The 20700-nt window shown below is 49.8% G+C and carries 23 protein-coding genes; 18 read left to right on the forward strand and 5 right to left on the reverse strand.

Features of this window, described 5'->3' with window-relative positions:
- The first annotated feature begins 54 nt into the window (after positions 1–54).
- The 4 genes from BLW97_RS14900 to BLW97_RS14920 all read left to right on the forward strand — a co-directional run bounded on the left by BLW97_RS14900 (position 55) and on the right by BLW97_RS14920 (position 5463).
- A complete protein-coding gene (locus BLW97_RS14900; protein ID WP_051690583.1) occupies positions 55–987 on the forward strand; it encodes a thioredoxin fold domain-containing protein in 933 nt (310 codons plus the stop codon).
- A gap of 293 nt (positions 988–1280) precedes the next feature.
- Positions 1281–2435, forward strand: a complete 1155-nt coding sequence (locus tag BLW97_RS14905) for a ParA family protein (RefSeq protein WP_031572158.1) — start codon at positions 1281–1283, stop codon at positions 2433–2435.
- Complete coding sequence (locus tag BLW97_RS14910) at positions 2428–3525, forward strand: ParB/RepB/Spo0J family partition protein (RefSeq protein ID WP_035210447.1); 1098 nt, start codon at positions 2428–2430, stop codon at positions 3523–3525. The genes BLW97_RS14905 and BLW97_RS14910 overlap by 8 nt, the downstream gene beginning before the upstream one ends.
- Positions 3526–4002: 477 nt before the next feature.
- Positions 4003–5463, forward strand: a complete 1461-nt coding sequence (locus tag BLW97_RS14920; protein WP_031572155.1) for a hypothetical protein — start codon at positions 4003–4005, stop codon at positions 5461–5463.
- Here BLW97_RS14920 and BLW97_RS14925 read toward each other — a convergent pair.
- The 4 genes from BLW97_RS14925 to BLW97_RS19510 form a co-directional block, all read right to left on the reverse strand.
- Positions 5453–5821 (reverse strand): hypothetical protein, encoded by a 369-nt coding sequence (locus BLW97_RS14925; protein ID WP_031572154.1) that lies wholly within the window; start codon positions 5819–5821, stop codon positions 5453–5455. The two genes, BLW97_RS14920 and BLW97_RS14925, sit on opposite strands and share 11 nt — an antisense overlap.
- A 90-nt stretch (positions 5822–5911) precedes the next feature.
- A complete protein-coding gene (locus BLW97_RS14930) occupies positions 5912–6193 on the reverse strand; it encodes a hypothetical protein (protein ID WP_031570922.1) in 282 nt (93 codons plus the stop codon).
- 48 nt (positions 6194–6241) lie between these two features.
- On the reverse strand, positions 6242–9064 hold the full coding sequence (locus BLW97_RS14935; protein WP_051690520.1) for a ribonucleoside-diphosphate reductase subunit alpha: 2823 nt from the start codon (positions 9062–9064) through the stop codon (positions 6242–6244).
- Between the two features lie 363 nt (positions 9065–9427).
- The gene (locus BLW97_RS19510; protein ID WP_155270464.1) at positions 9428–9727 is read right to left on the reverse strand and encodes a hypothetical protein; all 300 of its coding nucleotides are present in this window, start codon (positions 9725–9727) and stop codon (positions 9428–9430) included.
- Between the two features lie 82 nt (positions 9728–9809).
- Between BLW97_RS19510 and BLW97_RS14940 the strand changes: the two genes are divergently transcribed.
- On the forward strand, positions 9810–10238 hold the full coding sequence (locus BLW97_RS14940; protein WP_031570918.1) for a hypothetical protein: 429 nt from the start codon (positions 9810–9812) through the stop codon (positions 10236–10238).
- A gap of 238 nt (positions 10239–10476) precedes the next feature.
- Here the strand turns inward: BLW97_RS14940 and BLW97_RS14945 are convergent, their stop codons facing one another.
- Positions 10477–11703 carry an RNA-guided endonuclease InsQ/TnpB family protein gene (locus tag BLW97_RS14945; protein ID WP_075323772.1) on the reverse strand — a complete coding sequence of 409 codons (1227 nt, stop codon included), beginning with the start codon at positions 11701–11703 and terminating at the stop codon, positions 10477–10479.
- Between the two features lie 149 nt (positions 11704–11852).
- Between BLW97_RS14945 and tnpB the strand changes: the two genes are divergently transcribed.
- From tnpB to BLW97_RS15015, 13 genes are all read left to right on the forward strand, one after another.
- A complete protein-coding gene (gene tnpB / locus BLW97_RS14950; protein WP_031570839.1) occupies positions 11853–13001 on the forward strand; it encodes an IS200/IS605 family element RNA-guided endonuclease TnpB in 1149 nt (382 codons plus the stop codon).
- A gap of 102 nt (positions 13002–13103) precedes the next feature.
- A complete protein-coding gene (locus BLW97_RS14955; RefSeq protein ID WP_031570841.1) occupies positions 13104–13358 on the forward strand; it encodes a hypothetical protein in 255 nt (84 codons plus the stop codon).
- Positions 13359–13805: 447 nt separating this feature from the next.
- On the forward strand, positions 13806–15434 hold the full coding sequence (locus BLW97_RS14960; protein WP_051690513.1) for a PRTRC system ParB family protein: 1629 nt from the start codon (positions 13806–13808) through the stop codon (positions 15432–15434).
- Positions 15435–15445: 11 nt separating this feature from the next.
- Positions 15446–15829: a hypothetical protein gene (locus tag BLW97_RS14965; protein ID WP_031570845.1), complete on the forward strand. Its 384-nt coding sequence runs from the start codon at positions 15446–15448 to the stop codon at positions 15827–15829.
- Positions 15830–15973: 144 nt separating this feature from the next.
- Complete coding sequence (locus tag BLW97_RS14970) at positions 15974–16303, forward strand: hypothetical protein (RefSeq protein ID WP_075323773.1); 330 nt, start codon at positions 15974–15976, stop codon at positions 16301–16303.
- On the forward strand, positions 16300–16545 hold the full coding sequence (locus BLW97_RS14975) for a hypothetical protein (protein ID WP_031570849.1): 246 nt from the start codon (positions 16300–16302) through the stop codon (positions 16543–16545). The genes BLW97_RS14970 and BLW97_RS14975 overlap by 4 nt, the downstream gene beginning before the upstream one ends.
- A 10-nt stretch (positions 16546–16555) precedes the next feature.
- Positions 16556–16924: a PRTRC system protein E gene (locus BLW97_RS14980; RefSeq protein WP_031570851.1), complete on the forward strand. Its 369-nt coding sequence runs from the start codon at positions 16556–16558 to the stop codon at positions 16922–16924.
- Between the two features lie 2 nt (positions 16925–16926).
- Positions 16927–17127, forward strand: a complete 201-nt coding sequence (locus tag BLW97_RS14985; protein ID WP_031570853.1) for a PRTRC system protein C — start codon at positions 16927–16929, stop codon at positions 17125–17127.
- Between the two features lie 240 nt (positions 17128–17367).
- Positions 17368–18261 (forward strand): hypothetical protein, encoded by an 894-nt coding sequence (locus BLW97_RS14995; protein ID WP_143214930.1) that lies wholly within the window; start codon positions 17368–17370, stop codon positions 18259–18261.
- Positions 18262–18263: 2 nt separating this feature from the next.
- Positions 18264–19178, forward strand: a complete 915-nt coding sequence (locus tag BLW97_RS15000; RefSeq protein WP_075323774.1) for a hypothetical protein — start codon at positions 18264–18266, stop codon at positions 19176–19178.
- Positions 19169–19894 carry a PRTRC system protein B gene (locus BLW97_RS15005; RefSeq protein WP_075323775.1) on the forward strand — a complete coding sequence of 242 codons (726 nt, stop codon included), beginning with the start codon at positions 19169–19171 and terminating at the stop codon, positions 19892–19894. The genes BLW97_RS15000 and BLW97_RS15005 overlap by 10 nt, the downstream gene beginning before the upstream one ends.
- Before the next feature lie 12 nt (positions 19895–19906).
- The gene (locus BLW97_RS15010; RefSeq protein ID WP_075323776.1) at positions 19907–20491 is read left to right on the forward strand and encodes a PRTRC system protein A; all 585 of its coding nucleotides are present in this window, start codon (positions 19907–19909) and stop codon (positions 20489–20491) included.
- Positions 20492–20500: 9 nt separating this feature from the next.
- On the forward strand, positions 20501–20700 hold a 200-nt coding region (locus BLW97_RS15015), incomplete at its 3' end, for a ubiquitin-activating E1 family protein (RefSeq protein WP_207650627.1).

Raw genomic sequence — 20700 nt, forward strand, 5'->3', positions numbered from 1 at the left:
GCACCGGGCCGCAAGGCCGAAGCTACCCAACCTGCCAACATGCAGGGGCCTCGAATGATTTATATGCAAAAACGGAAGCCTTATTATATTGCCGCCGCCATGATTGGCTTAATCGGCGTACCCTTACTCAGCTTCGCGGGAGCGCAAGCGCTGGAATCTTCCAAGACCCAACCTCTCCAGCCGGGAACAGCCGCGCAACAGACTGAAGCTCAAAATCTGGTCAACCACCTGACGCACAATCAAGTGAATGTAGTCAGAACCTTCCAGACGCCTTCCGGGATGATTGCTATTGAGGGTGAAGGCAAAGAGCTGGACCCACAAGGGAAACACCCCAAAACGCTCGTTTGGATGACTCCCAATGGCAAGGCCCTAATCCCTGTGCCAGCACCGGTTATTTCCGCAAATCGGGTGAACTATACCGAAAAAGCCATGATTTCCATGGGCATCATGCGCAAGCCAGAAGCGGCAACCAAAGTGGCACAGCAAATTTCGCACAGCGCCCGAACCTTTATGATCGGAAAATCCGGCCCCATTATTGATGCATTCCTGGACCCCAACTGCATTTTTTGCCACAAGTTCTATGAGCACGCCATGCCAGCGGTCAAGAAGGGCGACTTACGGATGCGTGTCACCCTGGTAGGGTTTTTGAAGCCCAGTAGCGCACCAAAAGCAACAGCGATTCTGGCCAGTAAGGATCCGGTGCAGGCGATGGCCTACAACGAACAGCATTTTAATGTTCCAGCTGAAGAAGGGGGCATCAAGCCGATGAAAAAGAGCGACCCCAGTATTACTGCAGCCGTTGGCGCGAATACAGCCATCTTGACCCATACCGGTGAAACAGCAACGCCTACACTCCTTTTCTGCCAGAACAACGGCAAGATGCGCATGGTACATGGGCTCCCCCGAAATACACAGAGCTTCGTTAATCGCCTGAGTCATAGCAAATACAGCCTAGATGCTGCAGGAAATTGTACCCAGAAAAGCTGACCTCCTGTGGGCCTGCCGGCTGTTAACAGCGGGTAGGCCCAGACAACCCAAGACATTTAACCAGTCTACAAAGAAAACATAAATGCCCTTCAATAACAAAATATTATCAAATAAAGATTATGTTATGCATTAACATCATCATAAGATTTCAACAGTTAAAATTCAGATAAAACTAATGAAAAAATGAAAAATACTACTTTTCTGTTAATATATGATAGCAACCGGTTAAATCTGTTGACATGAAACGGATAACCCTTTTAATATCAACCGAACAAGACAGGGAGGACCCCCCTTTGACTGAATCGCCCATTCAAGAACCAGCCGAAGAACGGTATTTTGAGCTGATTGAGCAACCAAAGTTTCTCATAGGTAGCGTCGCAAAAATGCTTCGCGTCAACGATCACGTAGTCCGTGATAGCATCAATCTGATGGGCCTTGATCTTCAGCGTGACGATTCCAAACGTAAAGCCAGACTTTTCTCAGCCGAAAACGTCTTCGACATCGCCAACTTTCGCCGCAATCGCGGCTTGCTTAGCTGGGATTCACCACCGGCAACTGTTGTCGTTTATTCGGCCAAAGGTGGCGTCGGGAAAACGACCTTGGCAGCCGAGCTTGCCGTCCAATGGGGCTTTCGAGGTCTCCGCGTTTTGGCGATTGATCTCGACACTCAAGGCAACCTCACACAGATGATGGGATACGATCCGGAATTAGAGCAGGACGAAGAAATGCCGATCGATAGCCGTCAGCTGGTTGAGCACAACTTTGGATCACTGTTCACAATCCCTCCGATTCTACCTACGCCAACACCATTGGCAGACGTACTGAAAATGCCGTATGGCGTAAATGGTCCACACTTGATTCCTTCTGACGTTACCCTGGCAAACCTAGAAGATGCACTACTCAACGCGCAGGTCAGGGACTTCCAGGTACTCCGCCTGTTACAACGCGGCCTGACGAAGCCTACCCCTCAATTTGATTTAACCCATTATGACATCATCCTCTTTGATGCACCGCCGAGCACAAGCATGCTTACAAATACCACCCTTCTAGCCAGCGATTTGTGTATTTCGCCCGTGGCCCTGGATGCCCTTTCTTTTAAGGGCCTTAGCATACTCGGTGGCCGCCTTATCAATATGCGAGAACAGGTCGGACGAGCCCCGGCAGTAGTAGCCGTTCCTACCTTCCACCGTGAAAATCGGCGGCGCGTAACCAAAGTGATGGAACGGCTCAACACCTATTATGGGGAAATTCTCAGTCAAAACATGGTCCGCGAAACAGAAGAATTTAAACGCTCCAACGTGGATGTAGAAATGCCGATTTCTTTGGCTTTTCCAGGATCAAAAACAGCGGTTCCCGACCTGCAGAACCTGGCCGATGAAATGCTGTCGCGCATTAAATCCATAATGGGGACTACAAACCGTGAAACGGGGGGATTAGACCATGCCTAAAGAGCCATTCAGAACCGCTAGACATAAATCGGTGATTCACCCTATATCACCTGATGGTTTCAGAACACCAAAAAGCAAAGAGGAACTTGCTAACCTGGATGGGATCGAGCCAGAACCCAAGCAACCCGATCAGCCAAGCATGACTGAAAGCAGCCCTACCCCGGTCGCCGAAGCAGCCAGCACCGAAAATACCGCTCTCGTTAGCGGCTCAGAACAGGGCCGCCAGACTACGCAGACCCCAGAAGGCCAATATGATGTGACCAGCCTGGATATTACAAAAATATATCCTGGCCGCTATCAACCACGGTTCTCCATCAGCAGCGAGGGAATTGATGACCTGGCTTCGGACATAGAGCGTCTCGGAAGACTGGTCAATCCGATCTGTGTAAGACCAGATTCAGAAGGGAGGTTTGAGATCATTGCCGGCGAGCGTCGCTGGCGGGCCTGTACCCTATTAGGCTGGAAACAGATCCCCGCCACATTAATAAAGCACGACGAACAAAAGATCATCATGGCGGCACTGTCAGAGAACATACAAAGACAGGACCTCACGGAGATGGAAATTGGTTTTTATCTACGCCGCATGCTGGACGAAGGAATTGCTCATACCAAGCGTGAACTGGCTGTAAAAGCGGGTATTGATCGGCGTAACCTGTATCGGTACATGGCCTTTACGGAACTGCCAGACACACTACAAAAAACGATTCGTCAAGCGCCTGATGTTTTTGCCATAGCCTCGGCCGAAATCATGCGCGATCTTTGCGATAAAGGCTATTCGGATCGCGTGCACGAGGCCGCTAATTTGATCTTGCAGGGCAAACTAAACACGTCCCTCATACGGAACTGGGTAACAGGAAACAATCGCTCCAGAGAAGGCGACCGCCGCCCTATAGTCCGAGATGGTATCCGTGTTGGTTCGCTATCTATTGGAAAAGACGAAATGCGAATACGTCTTTCACCAGAATTGCATGACATTCCACAAGAAGAATTGGCAGCTCTGATTTCTGCAGCAATTCTATCCCGTCCAGATGGGCATACTGACACAAGCCTAGAATCAGCAAAGGCGTCAAAAAAAGAAGTGGATAATTAAATGGTTACAAAAATTAAAAAGTGTGCGTTTCCGCACACCCTGTTTTTTCTCCTCCATTTTATGGGTAATTCACACATGCCTCATCACATCATCACGAAGATCCGGTTGAAAAGTGTGCGGAAACGCACACTTTATTTTGGATGCCTGTTTTCTTGGCTCCATCCTCCGATTTCATATCCTCAATCTTCACATCAGAAGGGCAGCTATCAGCTGCCCTTCTGCTTTTATAACTGCCATTCACGGGAGGATACCAGTATGGACGGTTAACCAGTCCAACAAAAAAGGGAGTTCAGCGCCAACTGAACCCCCCTTTCTGATCATCGTTACTTGACAGGCAACCTCAAGAAGCCCGCCCAAAACCAAGTTTATTGAGCTTATTCCTGAGAACAGCTACCCGTCAAGAACAGCACTGAACTTTCCGAAATTTCAATGCATTTCGGTTGGGGTCGTTTAATGTTTTTTCAGGAGACTTTCTATATGGAACAGACATTTTCTTATTCAGTATCTATGAGTCAAACGCAGCAATCGCCTATCCATGGACAGATAACCCACAGTCAAAACAGAGTAGCCTCGCAAGCGAGGGTAGAAAGACTGGAAACAGCTTTTGATAGTATTGGCCACACAGCCCCTAAATCTCAGATACCCAGAGGGAACGGATTTCTACCCATAAAAAACGCTGCTAAGGTGGACTACTTCACCATTAGAGCTGATGCCATCCAAGACTCTGTACTGTCACAAGTAGACTCACTAGCTGAATACCTTGTATGGGACGGAATGGACAGAAGGTTAAGGGCTGTAGCTTCAGCCACTAACACCACAACTCCAGAAGCTACTGTTAGCATCCAACAAATAGCCAAGGATATAGAGACGCGCATAGGCCATACATTTTGCGAACGAACTATAGAGCGCGCTATAAAGAAGTTAATAGATTGTGGATTATTGCAATCTAAGCAACAGTTCAGCAGCGGTCGTAGACAAGCTTCTTCTTACCAGTTGGGCTTTACAGAAGACATGCAGTCACGGTTAAAAAATAGCCGTCGCAACAAAACCGGAAAGACAGCCAATGAAGATAGTTTTGCAGTTAACAATAGTAATGAACACTCAAGACCTGTAACCAAACATTCAGAAACTATTATGAAAGCCGATCAACTCGCTTCGAGTTTCAGGATGGTAGATTTCACACGGACAGACCTGGTTGAAAGCTTTCCCCATACTCACCAAAAAGTGTGCGTTTCCGCACACTCTGAAAATTTGAACGAAGCCAATGGATCAGAGATTTTACAAGCAGCGGTCGTTCAACATATACAGGACAGCACATTGCATTTTCGGGACCCCAAAAAAGTGTGCGGAAACGCACACTCTGAAAATCTTCACGCAACCATTGATCCATATCAATCATCAACGGCCATGGTCGGCGATGACGCCAAGCAACTTGGGGATTTCGATGGGCGCCGAAAAGTGTGCGGAAACGCACACACTGTAACTTCATACAGTCAACCCATCCACGCTCAGGCCATTCCAGCCACACCGGAAAGCATCAACCAACCGACACCCGTGTCGCCTCTTTTTAAAGAAGAAAGAAAAATAAATAAAAATATTTTTTCTTATTCTGATTTTTTATTAAAAAAGAACGCGGCTCAAAATGAAACTGAAACCACAACAGCCGGGAACCATGGGTATTTTCTGGATCCCGTACATCAGAAAGGTTGGGTTTGTTCAGAGAAATCCGCATTAAAACCGTACCTTGGTGACTTATCACGGCACGCGTTTTTTGCCGGGAAGCGCAACATTGAGGATCTCAGCGCATGGTTCCAAGACATGGAACAGAAAATATCAGAAGGGTCGCTGGCTTTGCTCGAACTCCTCAGAAGCGCAGGCATTGAAGTCATGAAAACGCATCAATCACCTGTCTCCTATGGAGTTTTATTCAATGCCTAGCCGCAACAGTAGCCGCATACGTCCGACTAGCGTGTTCATAGACGTGACGCCAGTGACCATGGAAGTAACTCACCGTGTCACAAAGGTCGTCGCCAACGCCGGGGCCGTAAAAATCAACCACGCACGTTGTTGCTGGAATAAAACCCTGCCCATCGTCCGTCATCCAGCCATAAAGCGTTTTCCCGTTTTCCTGATAGACAATCTCTACCAACCCTTGAGGACCAGGCATAAGCCGAATGACGTGTGCCTGACCATGAGAATAAGCGGAAACCAGCGTATCCGCGTCATGGATACCCGCATCTTTGGCATATGCGCCAACAGAAAACATCAATATAAACAACAAAAAAATATTTTTCATGACACATCCTGCTTATTGATTTCATTGGATATTAGCACAAAAAAACCCCCATACGCACAAGCGCAATGGGGGGATCGTAGAAAACCTCAGTTAATGAAGTGTCACTCGGCCAGCGGTGATTGCCGAAATATCCTGCAAAAATGCCTCTTTATTCAGAAAAAAACTGAGTTCGAGGACACCAGAAACACACAAAATGGTAGCCGTGTGTTCAGCAGACATCCAGCAACGACAGCCATCATCACCACGGATTTCGAACTCCGTGAAACCATCCGGGATGTCCCTGACGAATGCATCATCAGAAATAAGCCCTATTCGACGACCGTTTCCCTCATCACGAGGCAACCAGACCGATATAAAGTGATTCATATTCATGATAAAACCTTTTGTAAATGGCGAGTTATCCCGCCATGGAAAATCACATCAACTGCAAGCTTCGCAGGATCCATCTTCAATTCCGCAAGACTTGGGCTGCACGCCGGCAACCGCATTCAGCCGACCGCCGTTTTGCACCGTGGACTTCTCAGCTGCAGTGGCTCCCAGGCTACGCAGGTAATAAGTCGTTTTTAGCCCTGAGCGCCAGGCCTGCCGATACAAACGATCAATCTTCACGCCAGAGGCTTGCGCCATATACAGATTTAAGCTGATAGCCTGGTCAATCCATTTCTGACGTTTTGCCGCACAGCGAACAAGCCAGTCATTGCCCTGATCATCGACACCCACTTCAAAAGCGGTGGCATACAACTTTTTCAGAGGCTCCGGAACCCGATCTATCGGGCCGAGGCTACCGTCAAAGTATTTCAGATCATTCACCATGACTTCATCCCAGAGCCCAAGCCGTTTCAGATCTTCCACCATCGCACGATTGACTACCGTAAACTCCCCGGAAAGATTCGATTTGACATGAAGATTCTGATAGATGGGATCAATACCCTGACTCACGCCAGAGATATTGGAAATCGTCGCTGTTGGCGCAATCGCCAGACAATTACTATTTCGCATCCCGCCTTTGACGAACTCACGCAAAGAGTCCCACACGATCGTTTGAGAACTCTCGTCATCCATTTCAAAACGTCCCGAACCATTACGCAGACGAATGGAGTCCACAGGTAAAATACCCTGGCTCCACAATGAACCTTCAAAAGATTCGTAAGACCCACGCTGACGAGCCAGGGATGCTGAGGCATTGATAGCCAGGTAGCTAATGATTTCCTGGGAAACATCGCTGAACAATACTGCAGCCTCTGAAGCGTAAGGAATACGCAAGGTCGCAAGCGCATCTGCTACACCCATCATGCCCAAACCGACCGGGCGATGCCGGGAATTACTGAAACGCCCCTTTTCAGTGGCATACCAGTTCATGGAGATGACGTTATCCAACATCTGCATAGCTGTAGTCACCGTGATGTTCAGGGCGTCGATATCCATGTAGCGATGCATGAACTCATCCCGTGAACCCTCAAAATGCTCACACAATTCGAGACTTTCGGGCGGAATAACATGCGCCAACAAGTTGATGGATCCCAGGTTGCAAACCGCCGTTTCCTGGGCATTGGTATTCAGGGTGATTTCCGTACACAGATTGGAGCTATGCACCACCCCGTCATGCTGCTGAGGATTACGCAGATTGCAGGCATCCTTGAAGGTAATCCATGGATGACCCGTTTCAAAGATCATCGTCAGCATCTTCCGCCACAACTGAACGGCGGACACTTTTTTGAACGCGATAGAACCACGTTCTGCCCGTTTTTCATGGGCAATATATCGAGCCGTAAATTCCTGACCATACAAATCATGCAGATCAGGCACATCCACGGGACTAAACAGGGTCCATTCCTCATCGCGCTCGACGCGCTCCATAAACAGGTCAGGGATCCAGTTAGCCGTGTTCATATCATGCGTGCGACGCCGATCATCACCGGTGTTCTTACGCAATTCAAGGAACTCCTCGATATCCATGTGCCAGGTTTCCAGATAAGCGCAGACAGCACCTTTACGCTTACCTCCCTGATTCACAGCGACCGCCGTATCGTTGGCCACCTTGAGAAAGGGCACGATGCCCTGGGACTTGCCATTGGTCCCCTTGATGTAAGACCCAAGAGAACGCACCGGCGTCCAGTCGTTACCCAAACCGCCGCTAAACTTGGACAGCAGGGCATTTTCTTTGATGGCTTCAAAAATGCCATCCAGATCATCAGGAACCGTTGTCAAGAAGCAACTGGACAACTGTGGGTGCGTAGTTCCTGCGTTAAACAGCGTTGGTGTGGAACTGACAAACCGGAAAGTAGAAAGGATCTCGTAGAACGATGCAGCTGCGCTATTGCGATCCTCCGGCTTTTCCGCAAGAGCAAGCCCCATAGCCACCCGCATCCACAAAGCTTGCGGCGTTTCAAAACGGGCATCACGATGATGGATCAGGTAGCGATCATATAGAATCTGCATACCGAGATATTCAAAGTCAAAATCACGACTATCCACGATTTTTGTAGCAAGAAAATCCAGATCAAATAAGGCTAAATCCGGATCAAGATCAGGATCAAGCCGCCCAACCTCAATGCCGAAATGAACATAATTTGACAGATAGTCATTGTAAGAAAACGGGGTATCGTTGGGCATGTCCAGGACAGCCCGCGCTTCATCCCGAATCGATGTGACCAGAAACGCGCTGGCCACCCGGCTATAAATCGGATCACGTTCAACCAGCGTGCGTGCAGCCATAATGCCCGCACTACGCATTTCTTTCAGAGTGATGCCGGCATACAAAGCGCGACGCATTTCCGAAAAAACCGCATCCAATCGATCTTTCAAAGGGGATGAATGCCCCAAAAGTCCGGGCGCCCAATCCACCAGATCTGAACGAATATCCGAATAGGCACGGAATCCAACATCGGTTTCCACCCCTTCACGCTCATGATCGGCAGAATGGGCTTTTCGCTCTTCAGCCTGTTTTTCGCGGAACAACACATAGTCCCGGGCAATACGATGTTCACCGGCCCGCATGAAAGCCAGCTCTACCTGATCCTGCACGTCCTCGATGAAGAGGACCCCATCGTTGGGACGGTTATTCAGAACCTCAAGAACCTTCGCGGTGACGGTCTGGGCGATGTCGCGACCAGACGCCGACAGCGTGGGTCCGGTCCGATAAACGCCATTTTGGTCTTTCAGAATAGCCATAATGATGGCATTTTGGATTTTTGCTGCGTCGAAAGGGACCAATGAACCGTCCCGTTTTTGAATTTGTAACATAAAAAATGCAGGGCACGTCTAAACGACGGACACAGTAACACGCGGCGCGTAAACGCAACCGTGTCGAGCCCTTCCTCCATAGAAACTGCGCCAGAAAATACAACAGAAAGCCGCAAAAATGCAGCACTGTGAAAGCCAGAAAAGGCCTATTGCGTCGCCGGTATCCGTTCGGCGGTTTTCTTTACGGAAGTAAAGATGGATGGTTGAAGGCATGATAATGCCATAAAATCAGCCCACGCGGCAACTCAGTACCGCACTGGGATCACACCCGAACAGAGCCAGGCTGAAACGACAAAAAAACCGAAAGCCGACTAAAGACAAAAAACTTTGTCATAAAATGCTTATAAATATGTAACTTCTTTGTTACCTTTGTCCTCTTTTAGCAACATAAATATTAGGAGAAACTGGTAACCCGAAACGATTATAAATAGGGCCACGGAAAAAAACCTGACCGTCCTTGGTCGTCGAGTAGTAGATCACCCGTCCACGCTCGCCTTTTGAAACTAGCCAGCCATACAATCCAAAAGGCCCATGAAAACGGCATATTAGATGTGGAGCACCCGGGCCTGTAAAGTAATTTGGCGTAGAAACAGGAACACATTTAGTAGCAGAAAAGGAAAAAACAGGATAAATAACGGCGAAAAACAAAAAAATGAAGCGCATCTAAAACCCCATTACAATTTTTCGAGAATGTTTTATTATCATAGCACGAATTTTTATTAACTCTTTATGCGAGGGATACATCATGGAGCGGAACACGGATAAAGTAGTACGTCGTCGTCATCGTCGCAGCACGGCTGAGCGCGTAGCAGAGTTGGAAGCGTTGCTGGCCAAACGTCAGGAACAGGAAAAAATGCTTGCGGATCGCATCCGTGAGCTCAAGTTTGGCCGTAAAGCGATGACCGTTGCACAGCTCTCCAAGGCTATTCCACAGGTCAAAAAAGCATTTTCCGGGCATCAAATTACCATGGAAACGGTTCTGGGAATGGCGTTGTTTAGCCTTGAAGCACTCAACAAAGGCCAAACCAGCATTGATGCACTCAGCGAAGCCGGGAAAAATTCCTGGCGGACGACACGCGCCGTCCACTCAGCAGCGATTCGCAAGGACAACGAATCAAAGAAGAAGGTAACAGCACCGAGAAAAGCTACCACGCGGACCAGAAAAACGGCGTAAGCCGGCGCACACTCAAGGAAACCCCGGAAGCTGCCGGGGTTTTTTGTTATCGGAATGCGCGGAAAACCCCGCCGTTCAGGGCGGGTATGGACAGCGCGACTATGAAGTGCTTTACACAAAAAACAGAATTGTTTGACTTCCTCCTCGCCCTGAAGGACGAGGATTCCTTTCTGCCAGCAGCGGCCTGACTTCAGCCGCTTCGATTGCATTGCCTCTTTTGAGACAATGCAACTCCCCGTTACTCTGGAGAACAGACTACCCCGGCAAGCCCTGCCGTTGACGCAACCCCATGTGAGGTTGCTAGTCCTCTTGCGAGGATGTTCTGTGCCGCATTCACGTCGGCATGTGCTTCATGCCCACAGTGCAGGCAATGGAATACCGCCTGATCGGAGCGATTTCCGGCATCCACCACACCGCAAACCGAACAGGTTTGCGAGGTATAAGCCGGATTCACTAAAAATAGCATGCCACCGGCCCACTGGAGCTTATAGTCCAGTATCCGTTTGAGCAGGCTCCATCCCTGGTCGAGAATGGATTTGTTCAATCCTGATTTCTGCCGGATATTGCGTCCGGGTTTATCCACGGTACCCTTTGCGGATGCTGTCATGTTCCGTACTTTCAGGTCTTCCAGCACTACCAGCGCGTGGTTTTTGCTGATGGCGGTGCTGACCTGGTGCAGTACGGTCTTGCGAATCTCAGCGATACGCTGATGCAATCGCGTGATTTTGGCCTTCTGTTTCTTCCAGTTGGCCGAAAACTTCACTTTGTGCGCGAGCTTTCTTTGCTCCCGCGTAATCTTTTTTTGCAGATCCCGATAAGCGGTAACCGGCAGAAACATGGTGCCATCGGACAATGTAAGCAGGTTCGCTACTCCCCGGTCGCCACCGACCGCCGTAGTGGAGGGATGCACGGGGTCCGGTACTTCCTTTTCGGTCTGTATGGCGACATACCAGTGACCTCCCGCCCGGCTGACGGTGACATTGCGGATTTCGCCGCCGATAACGCAGGATTTGCGAAATTTCACCCAGCCAATACATGGCAGGAAGATTTTGGGAAGCACCTTGCGGCCATCCCGATCAACAGGCTTCAGATCAAAGTGAATATGACCCGGTTCCGGGTAGCGCATACTGTCGTGGGCGAACTTCTTTTTGAAATTCGGAAATCTTTTGACTGAATTCTTATTAAACGCCTCTTTCAACGCCTGCGTCAGATATCTGAGTGTCTGCTGTTGCGGCATCGACGGGGATTCTGCGAGAAACCCAAAGGCTTCCGAATTGCGCCAGGACGTGAGCAGTTCGCACAGGCCGGCATAATTCAAGGTGCCGCAATGATGATCGAGATAGCTCTTCTGCACGGCCAGCGCCCGGTTCCAGACGAAGCGCACGCAGCCGACCGCACGGGCCAGAAGATTTTCCTGCTCCGGAGTGGTTTCGAGACGGTAGCGCACGGCTTTGCGAATCAGCATGGTGTATAATTATACAGTTACAGCCATTGGCTGGCAAAATTTATCGGTAGGCAGACGGCTTCGACGGCGTTGAGCCGTCTCGCCGCCGCGCTATCCATCCCCGGCCTGAACGCCGGGGCTTTTCGCGCTTTTTGGTAAAAATACTTCCCATGGACATCAAACGGGCTTACCGATTCAGGTTCTACCCTACTTCCGAACAGGCAACCATTTTGGCTCGGACGTTCGGTTGCGCTCGATTCATCTACAACCACATGCTCAGGCTACGCTCAGACGCATGGATGAAGCGACACGAATCCATCAGTTATCATGAAACGTCTGCTGCACTCACCATCATGAAGCAGATGCCTGACTATGAATGGCTCAATGATGTCTCCAGCGTGCCTTTGCAGCAAGCTATACGCCACCTACAAACGGCGTTCGGGAACTTCTTTGCAAAACATTCTGGGTACCCGACGTTCAAACGCAAAAATGACAAACAGTCTGCGGCCTATACAGATGCGGCTTTCAGATGGGATGGCAAAACCCTAAAACTCGCCAAGATGAACGAACCGCTGGCTATGCGGTTCTCCCGTACCATTCCTAAAGCCGCCAAGATAACCACCGTAACCGTCAGCAAAGATACCGCAGGGCGATACTTCGTCAGCTTCCTATGTGAGGATGCGGTGAGCCAAAAAGCTCCGGTGAATAGTCAGATCGGCATAGACCTGGGCCTGACTCACTTTGCGATCCTGTCCAATGGAGAAAAGATTGCACCACCCAAAATCTTGCGCCAGAACGAAACCAAGCTGGTTAAGCTACAACGCCGTTTGAGCAAGAAGCAGAAAGGCTCCAGCAACCGAGCCAAAGCGAAATTAAAGGTTGCACGCTTACATGCAAAGATCGCAGATACCCGCAGGGATTATTTGCACAAACTTTCCACTCGGTTGATTGATGAGAACCAAGTCATCGCTGTGGAAAGCCTTGCGGTATCCAACATGCAGAAAAACCACTGTCTCGCCAAGTCTATTAGTGATTCTGGATGGAGCGAGTTTGTACGGCAGTTGGAGTACAAAGCAAAGTGGTACGGCAGAACCTTGATCGGCATTGACCGCTTCTATCCGAGTAGCAAACGTTGTTCGGATTGTGGCCATACCGTTTCCAAGATGCCGATGAACATCCGCAAGTGGACATGTCCAGAATGTGGTTCTAACCATGATCGGGACATCAACGCCGCTCGCAATGTGCTAACCGCCGGGCTGGCGGAGCTAGTCTGTGGAGAGAACATAAGCCCTGCTGTACCGTACGGTATAACAGGCTGATCTCAGTGAATCAGAAAGTCCTGATTGCGAAGTTAGGAATCCTCGTCCTTTAGGGCGGGGAGGAAGTCAAATAATGAGGGCAAATACTGCAGGAATCCCATCATGTCCTCCGAGTTAAGCCCAATCTTTGCCGTAATCCTCATCGCCATCGTTCTCTATGTCGGCTGGCGGATTCTGCGCGGACTACTCAAAATCGCATTCATCGGGATTCTGGTTTTGCTCGCGGTTGGATTTGCGGTAAGCGCCAGTAACGGCCCCGTATCCACCTCAAATCTTGTTGCGACAGCCAAACAATGGACCATAGCCGGGTTCCAAACCACAAAAAGCGCCGCAGAAGACTTGACCCATAAGCGATAATGAGCGTAAATTCATAGTCTCTACCACCCAGATTCTTTTGAATCAGACCGTCGATTGGGTAACGACGACGCAATATCAACCCATAGGGGCACCATTTTAGCTCCTAATCGGGATAGAACTGTGCTCCTTTTCTCATAAGGAGGACATCATGCTCAATGAAGTATTGTTTTTTGCGACTATCCTCGCCACCCCTCTCATCTTAATGGGCGGCCTGGTCTGGATCATTGCTCGCAAGAGCTAGTTAAACCGCACACCGAAAAGCTGAGCTAAAACTGCACCCTGACTCTCAGGACGCCACGCTCAGCGAACTCCGCAACATATTGTTTTACATTAATTATCGCCACACCTCCCATCTTATGGGACGTGTGGCCAGGATAATATTGCCAATTGGCAATAAAAATCTCTCACACACAAGGCCGAAAGGCCTTTTTTCAAAAGGAGTAAGCAATGAAAGTTGCAACGCAGAACATCACTGTAGGCCACAATCCCCGCCGTTTTTTTGATCCCTCAGAGATGGAGGACCTGAAAAACAGCATTGAAAGCATCGGGTTATTACAGCCCATTGTACTCAAAGACCAGGGGGATGGGTCCTTTCAGCTCATCGCCGGGGAACGGCGCTTACGTGCCTGGCGGGAAATTTACGGGGAAGACTCGGAAATTCCCGCGACCATTCCCGACGATGAAGACATTGATGTCGAAGTGGCCAGCCTCGTGGAGAATACCCTCCGCGCTGACATGAGCCCGACGGAAGAATCCCGGGCGGCTTATGCGCTGGTCATGCGCCTCAAAGGTGACATGGACGAAGCCTCCCGACTGCTCGGGTGGAAACCCGAATTCTTGAAGCGCCGCCTGGCGCTTCAAGCCTGCCACCCTGACGTCGCTCAGGCGCTGGACGAACGCAAGATCCTATTGGGACACGCGGAACTCCTCGCCACGATCGGCAAGGAAAAACAGCAAAAAGCCTTGGGATCGGTCATCGGGAAGAATATCTCGGTAGCGGATCTCAAGAAATCCATCAACAACATCGCGCAGGAATTGGCATCAGCCATTTTCGACAAGACGGATTGCGCGACGTGTCAGTACAACTCGGATCAGCAGTCCAGCCTCTTTGCAGAAACGGTCGATAGTGGCCGCTGCACCGGGGTCAACTGTTTTTCCGAAAAAACCAAGGAAGAACTGCAACTGCGAGCATCAAAACTCGAAAGCAAGTATCCTGTGGTTAAACTGGTATCCGCAGAAAATGAAGGAACCTATACGCCTGTTGGCGCCGAAACGGTGGGTGACGAAGCTTTCGTCGCTTGTCAGGCTTGTGCTAATTTCGGCGCTGGCGTCAGCGAAAGCCCGGCGTCATTAGGTGAAGTGAGTGAAGGACTCTGCTTTGATCTGGCCTGTAACCAGAAAAAGGTCGCAGCCTTCGCCGTCAGTAACAAACCAGCCCCGCAGCCGCAAACCGCAACAACGGTTAGCTCAGCTGCAGGTTCTACCCACACAACGGCCTCAAGCCAGAAAACCCAGGAAAAAACGGTGCGCTCAGACAAAATCATGCCTTCTGGCAGTTTGATAACGTACCGCCGTAATGCCTGGAACGTGGCAGCCAAAAAATTCATCATCGAAAACGACCCTGAGATCGCCACTGCCATCATTATTACGGCAGTCACGACCAAAAATGTCGCCAATGCCAAAATTACCGAAGCCGCAAAAGCGATTTTCGGCAATTCTCCGTCCGTATCCGATGTCTGGAATACGGCTTGCCCGGATGCAAAAGCAGAAAAAAAGCACGGCCAAATTCGCCAGGCTTTAGCCTATGCTATTGTAATGGCATTGGAACAAACGCCATTTCGTGAGATTATGGAATCCTTGGGTGTTCGCCTTGCGGACTACTGGCAGATCAACGAGGAGTTTCTCGCCCTGCTGACCAAGAACGATCTGGAACTTTTGGCCACAGAAATCGCGCTGCCGACCACCCCAAAGATGTTCTCGGGGAAGAAAGCAGATTGCATCAGTGAAATCATGCTGGCCGAAGGGAAAGGGTTTGATTTTAAGGGCATTGTTCCACAGGTAATGTCCCTGAATTAAGGAGCAAAGCGATGATGAAAAAAAAGGAGAAGATGAAGCGGTTAATGGTAGCCGTGGGAGATGTATTCTCCACGTTCTTGGTTACAGCGCTCACTGCAGCTGTTCTCGGGAACTGGCTGGTTGCATCCGGCTCTCTACTTGTAGGAGTCCTCGGTCTGGCCATCTTGCAGATTACAGGCAAACTGTCGCTGCAAGATCCCGCTACACAGAAAAAGCTGTTGGTTATAGCAGGGATCATCTGTTCTCTATTCCTGCCAGCGGCATTCATTGCTGCATTAGTCTGGCATTGGGTAATCGCTGCCGAGTGCATTGTCGTCGGCGTGATTGGCCTGGGCATTCTGTACGTCATGCCAACAGGAAACACGTCTCTCAAATCAGGCCATAAACAAGCCTGACCCAACCATCTTAACGAAGTAACTTTTGCCTCGCTGGGGGAACAAACTCCCCCCGGCGGGGATAGTTGTGTTCTCCGGTGACCATTTTTGCGAGCCAACCCTATAGGCAACGGGGCGCTTGCGTCAATGTCGCGGAGAATCGCCATGAAAAAAATACTCAACTTCCTGAAAACGGAGCTAATCAAAGCAAAGCCAATCTTTGCTGCGATGCTGTTCATGATGACAAATCATTTGCAGCAAATTAACGCTATTGGATGGGGCGGGTGGTCGCTGTATGGCGCCACCTTCCTGCTTACGATAGTCAGCTTCAGTCTTTCTGGTGGGTTCACCTTGAAAGACATCTACGTGGAAAACACCCACGAGATCATAAAAGATCTCGTTAAAACCATTATCAACACGCTGATTAAAAAGCGTACACCTACCAATCATCGCAAGGGCCGCAAAGCCCGTAAATCAAAAGGAGCAAAACCATGAAAATGTCACAACTGCTGGGAGTAACCACATCTGAACTGACCTACCAGGATGTCAACCCGAAAAAGGGGGACAAAGTGGTTCTTGACGGGTCAACCAAAATCTTCATCAACCGCAAAAACATGACAGTAACGACCACATCTCATGGGGTTACCCGTCAGAAGTTTTGCAGTGCAGAAGACTTCCCCACATCGGTGATTAATGCCAGGTCCATGGCAGCGATCATCAATTCATCCATTCACTAAGGAGCAAATAATGTTTGCAGAAATGAACGACGGAAAATGGAACATGATTCTGGAAATCAAGGAAGGGAATGGCACCGTCATTCTCATTCCCGGAGAGGGGTCAAAGTTGACCACCCCAGTGCGCTTTACCGGTGCACTGGGGGAGCTGGACGCCAAACTTCCGGAAATGCTGGCCACCACCATGGCGGCCCGCAGCTCCCTGGAGGAGCAGATGGCGTCGCAAAAAGCGGCGCTTGACGCGGAAGCCAAGGCTAAAGCAGCGAGTAAAACCGCCGCCAAGACAGCTACCGGATCAAAAACAACCCCCAATCCCGCACCTGCAAAGGCCTCTTCGGAAACGGCCAAGGAAGCGGACAACTTCGACTTGTTTGGAGAATAATCATGGAAGCACTGAGAACAAAGTTTATGTATGGGGGCGTGGAACTCCCGGCACCGGAAGGCGCGACACCTGCCCAGGTCAAAAACGATCTGGCAGCAGCGTTTTATCCAGAGTTACTGACGGCTGAAATACGCGGTCCCCAGATTGAAGGGGATACCGTGGTGTACGAATTTGTACGCGCCGCAGGAACCAAGGGGGCATAAACACCATGTCCTCCCATCAACCCAGCAAACGGGAGGAGGCGCTTCGGCGCCTTCTCCAAGACGAGCCCGCCGGATCCAGTTTGGGCCGGCGTTTTTTTTCGCTTGAACAGGAGAAGTACGTGTTCGTCATACCGGAAGTTGCGGCAGAAACGGACTACACCCCGCCATCAAGCGCCATCAACCCTTTATTTTGGTAAGGAGATAAGCATGCTCACATTGAGCCCTGAAACGCCTGTGGCCATGCTTCCAGCATCCACAAAACTGGATCATCACGCCCTGTCGCTACTGGCTGAACTGAAAGTCCCCGCATCGGGGATAGCGAGCATTGACGGATTTGAACCGTACACACGCAAATATGCCTGTGATGAAGTCGATGAATCTACTCTGACCATCATGCCTTTTGATGAAGAACGCTATGCAGAACTCATGGATTGGTTGCCGAGTTTTTCTGGCGATCCAGGCATGTGTCTGGAGATGGTTAAAGAGGAGCCAAAAACCGAAGAGCCTATTTCAATAGTGGGGTTCGTAACTCAAACCGTTGTTTACGGTATCGGGAAAACCATAGATAAACTGGCGGAAATAGATCCCCTGCTACCGGGGGCAATCTTGAGAAGGATCACCCCATTATACTGTTTGGGGATATCTAATCCGTTAGAGGTTTATGAGCATGGTGACATGCTTTTTATGTCGTTTTCTGAGGACTTTGAAGACGGCGAACCCACCCTGGAACATCGCGTCTACGAAGAGCTCCACCCCAACCTGAAACTCTACCTGGAAGCAGCCCAGTCAGAGGTTGTCATTCCAGAACCTTTCAAAACACTCCTGCTTCATGCAGAGATATTGCAAAGGGAATTACGTTCTCTGGATTTTTTTGAGGACTCCAATATCACCGGCTTCTACAACGGATACCGGTGCATCCTTACTGGCGATCACGAAACGGAAGATGCGATGAGATCTGTGCATCGCCAGCTTGTTGATGACGAGGCAGAAATGGCGGCACAAATGGGTGCAGACACTAGCCTGCGTTATTTAACCCTTGTCCCAACCAGAAAACTAACCACTTTTCTGCGGGTCTGGTCGCGATTGCAGGCCATATTCGATGAGTTGGTTTCAACCCTGTCCGTGGAGGATTAGCCATGCTCAGAATAGGACCTGACGTACAGACGATGTTTGAAGTGAATCAGGATCCGTCTTTTATCAACGATGATGACGACGATGGAATAGACGGATTTTTTGAGATGTTACCACGAAGTTTGTGGCATAAAGCAGTTGAAAATGCGGGAAGCGTGGCCGCAACCGTACAGAAAGAGCTGGATTCGATGAACTCTGGGGAGCCTGATTCGATGCTTTGCGGAACAGTCACAAACTCTCAGGGGATTGAAAATCAGGAAACATCCCTGACGCTGACAGAATCAGGTGCCCAGATGATGGAGTGGAATACGCTTGAAAAGGGCCAGGTTCTTGTCCAGGTTTTTATGGCCCCGCTATCGCGCATCTCCATCGACTTGTCCGACCTCCCGCCGGAGGAAGAAAAGTCACTCATGTGGGCCTGCACCTGGAGTCCCGGCGCAGAAATAGAAACCGCATATAGCGTGTATGCGCGATTAAATCATCTCAAAAAGTATTTCGACATGCCCGAAGCCGATAGCATGCGAAAGGCTCTTTCAAAATGCTACAAATGGCTAAAGAAAGAGGGTGCAGATCTTGAATGGAGTCGCCCAAATTACAAGGAGATGATCCATATCATCACCAGCCAGAAGTACCAGAAAAAAACCCGTCAAATCGCGAAGTCAGCATTGAAAGTGATAGCAACGGGCGACAGCTTACGCCAGCTTTCCACGGCATACACCGTGGGTTATCTGCCGGCGGTCATACTGCACAATCGTAATCACAAGCACGTCATTGAAGAATGCGTTGACAACCTCGATCAAATTTTAGAGGACGAAAACGACGGCCTCTTGGCTATTCTTCACCCACGTAATGTATTCCCTTTTTTCCGCGCCTTAAAACGGCACGAACAAGCTTTGAAGGAGATGAAAATATGGATATAAGAGTTGAGTTAGGCAGTGGAACCGCACAATGGTCGCTGCAGGCAGCATTTTTGCTGTACGCCAATGGGAAAGGGATACCAGATGCAAACGCATTTGTAACCTTTAACAAGATACGTCAGACAGAAAATGGCACCGAAATAGGACCTGGCAAGCCTGTCAGCATCAGCCTGCTTCGCAGCCTGATGAACAACACCGAGTCGTCCGAGTTTATCGATGACAAGGTTCTGTATAAAGACTCGGGTAAAATTATCTGGTGGTGTCCGAGGCAATCGGCAAGAACCATCTTTTTCAATACCCGCGACGAAGCGTTGCAAGGCCCCTTAAAGTGCGCTCATCCCGCACTGGTGTTCCGTCTGAACACTAAAAAAACCAACAATCCGCTGGCTGTCTGTGCGGTAAAAGGAGACGCACGACCAACTCCGGAAACCACGCTGTTCTATGCCCCATACTTCAACATCTGGGAAAGCACCGTGGTTTGTCACGGTAACGCGGATTACCCGCCAATGGGCGCAGAACGGGAACAACTCGCGGCATGGGAAGAGGTCTTTTTCAATTCCGCGTTTAGTCACCCCAATTATGACCGGGTGGTGAAAGGCGGAGCGCTAAACTTTTGGCGGGAACGCATAAAGGTGAAAAGCTCCAGATTTCCTGAATCCATGCTCGTAAAAACACCGTACAAACTGCACCAATGGGCAGATTTGAAATCATCCCATTAAACCGGAGGAAACATGAATAAAGACCAATTCATTCAATCTCTTTGCCCCACGCTTCCCGTGAGTGTGGAGCGTCCCATAAGCCAACCCGAAAAACCTGGTACACGCTTTTGGGTGGCAAACAACGGCCTTTGGGTCGAAATATCCCGGCCATGGATGTATCTGCTGCAGCCGGTAGCTACTCGCAATGAAGCCCTCACCCCTTTCGGTGCAATCAACACCCCGATTCTCGAATTACCCAGGCTGCCCCGTGCCGTCATGGAGGAATTCGTGGAAGCAGCTCGGGAAGCTTGCCCGAACGAGATTGGCTGCTGGGTTTTCTGGAATCCAGAAACCCGCGAAGCACGGCTGGTCCGGTATGAACAGAAAACCAGTACAGATGCCATCCAGTATGACCGTCCAGCCTCCCTACCCGGAGAGTCCCTTGTCTGGGATATACACTCTCACGGGCGTTATGACGCCTACTTTTCCCCAACCGACAACAAGGATGATTTTGGAGACACCAAGATCGCCATCGTCATTGGGAACATGGATAAAACGGAATATTCCCTGACAGCCCGCTTTATTTCGCGGGAAATTACCATCCCATTAAATGGGTAAGGAGATCAAATGTATCACTGTAAGCTACCCATGGACCGAGCTATCCGTGTCGCACTCATCGGTGCTGGCGGCAACGGCGCCCAAATGGCCGCTGGAATTGCACAAATCTCCGTAGCCCTACAAGCACGCGGCGGTTTGCCATTGGCGGTTTATGTCTATGACGACGACCGTGTTTCCCACGCCAATGTCGGTCGGCAGTTGTTCAGCCC

It is taken from the genome of Acidithiobacillus albertensis (genome assembly GCF_001931655.1).
Classification (GTDB): domain Bacteria; phylum Pseudomonadota; class Gammaproteobacteria; order Acidithiobacillales; family Acidithiobacillaceae; genus Acidithiobacillus; species Acidithiobacillus thiooxidans.

Bases quoted from the DNA above. Each gene is read 5' to 3' on its own strand.
- BLW97_RS14900 (WP_051690583.1), top strand. From the start codon at position 55: ATGATTTATATGCAAAAACGGAAGCCTTATTATATTGCCGCCGCCATG.
- BLW97_RS14910 (WP_035210447.1), top strand. From the start codon at position 2,428: ATGCCTAAAGAGCCATTCAGAACCGCTAGACATAAATCGGTGATTCAC.
- BLW97_RS14920 (WP_031572155.1), top strand. From the start codon at position 4,003: ATGGAACAGACATTTTCTTATTCAGTATCTATGAGTCAAACGCAGCAA.
- BLW97_RS14925 (WP_031572154.1), bottom strand. From the start codon at position 5,821: ATGAAAAATATTTTTTTGTTGTTTATATTGATGTTTTCTGTTGGCGCA.
- BLW97_RS14930 (WP_031570922.1), bottom strand. From the start codon at position 6,193: ATGAATATGAATCACTTTATATCGGTCTGGTTGCCTCGTGATGAGGGA.
- BLW97_RS14935 (WP_051690520.1), bottom strand. From the start codon at position 9,064: ATGTTACAAATTCAAAAACGGGACGGTTCATTGGTCCCTTTCGACGCA.
- BLW97_RS19510 (WP_155270464.1), bottom strand. From the start codon at position 9,727: ATGCGCTTCATTTTTTTGTTTTTCGCCGTTATTTATCCTGTTTTTTCC.
- BLW97_RS14940 (WP_031570918.1), top strand. From the start codon at position 9,810: ATGGAGCGGAACACGGATAAAGTAGTACGTCGTCGTCATCGTCGCAGC.
- BLW97_RS14945 (WP_075323772.1), bottom strand. From the start codon at position 11,703: ATGCTGATTCGCAAAGCCGTGCGCTACCGTCTCGAAACCACTCCGGAG.
- tnpB (WP_031570839.1), top strand. From the start codon at position 11,853: ATGGACATCAAACGGGCTTACCGATTCAGGTTCTACCCTACTTCCGAA.
- BLW97_RS14955 (WP_031570841.1), top strand. From the start codon at position 13,104: ATGTCCTCCGAGTTAAGCCCAATCTTTGCCGTAATCCTCATCGCCATC.
- BLW97_RS14960 (WP_051690513.1), top strand. From the start codon at position 13,806: ATGAAAGTTGCAACGCAGAACATCACTGTAGGCCACAATCCCCGCCGT.
- BLW97_RS14965 (WP_031570845.1), top strand. From the start codon at position 15,446: ATGATGAAAAAAAAGGAGAAGATGAAGCGGTTAATGGTAGCCGTGGGA.
- BLW97_RS14970 (WP_075323773.1), top strand. From the start codon at position 15,974: ATGAAAAAAATACTCAACTTCCTGAAAACGGAGCTAATCAAAGCAAAG.
- BLW97_RS14975 (WP_031570849.1), top strand. From the start codon at position 16,300: ATGAAAATGTCACAACTGCTGGGAGTAACCACATCTGAACTGACCTAC.
- BLW97_RS14980 (WP_031570851.1), top strand. From the start codon at position 16,556: ATGTTTGCAGAAATGAACGACGGAAAATGGAACATGATTCTGGAAATC.
- BLW97_RS14985 (WP_031570853.1), top strand. From the start codon at position 16,927: ATGGAAGCACTGAGAACAAAGTTTATGTATGGGGGCGTGGAACTCCCG.
- BLW97_RS14995 (WP_143214930.1), top strand. From the start codon at position 17,368: ATGCTTCCAGCATCCACAAAACTGGATCATCACGCCCTGTCGCTACTG.
- BLW97_RS15000 (WP_075323774.1), top strand. From the start codon at position 18,264: ATGCTCAGAATAGGACCTGACGTACAGACGATGTTTGAAGTGAATCAG.
- BLW97_RS15005 (WP_075323775.1), top strand. From the start codon at position 19,169: ATGGATATAAGAGTTGAGTTAGGCAGTGGAACCGCACAATGGTCGCTG.
- BLW97_RS15010 (WP_075323776.1), top strand. From the start codon at position 19,907: ATGAATAAAGACCAATTCATTCAATCTCTTTGCCCCACGCTTCCCGTG.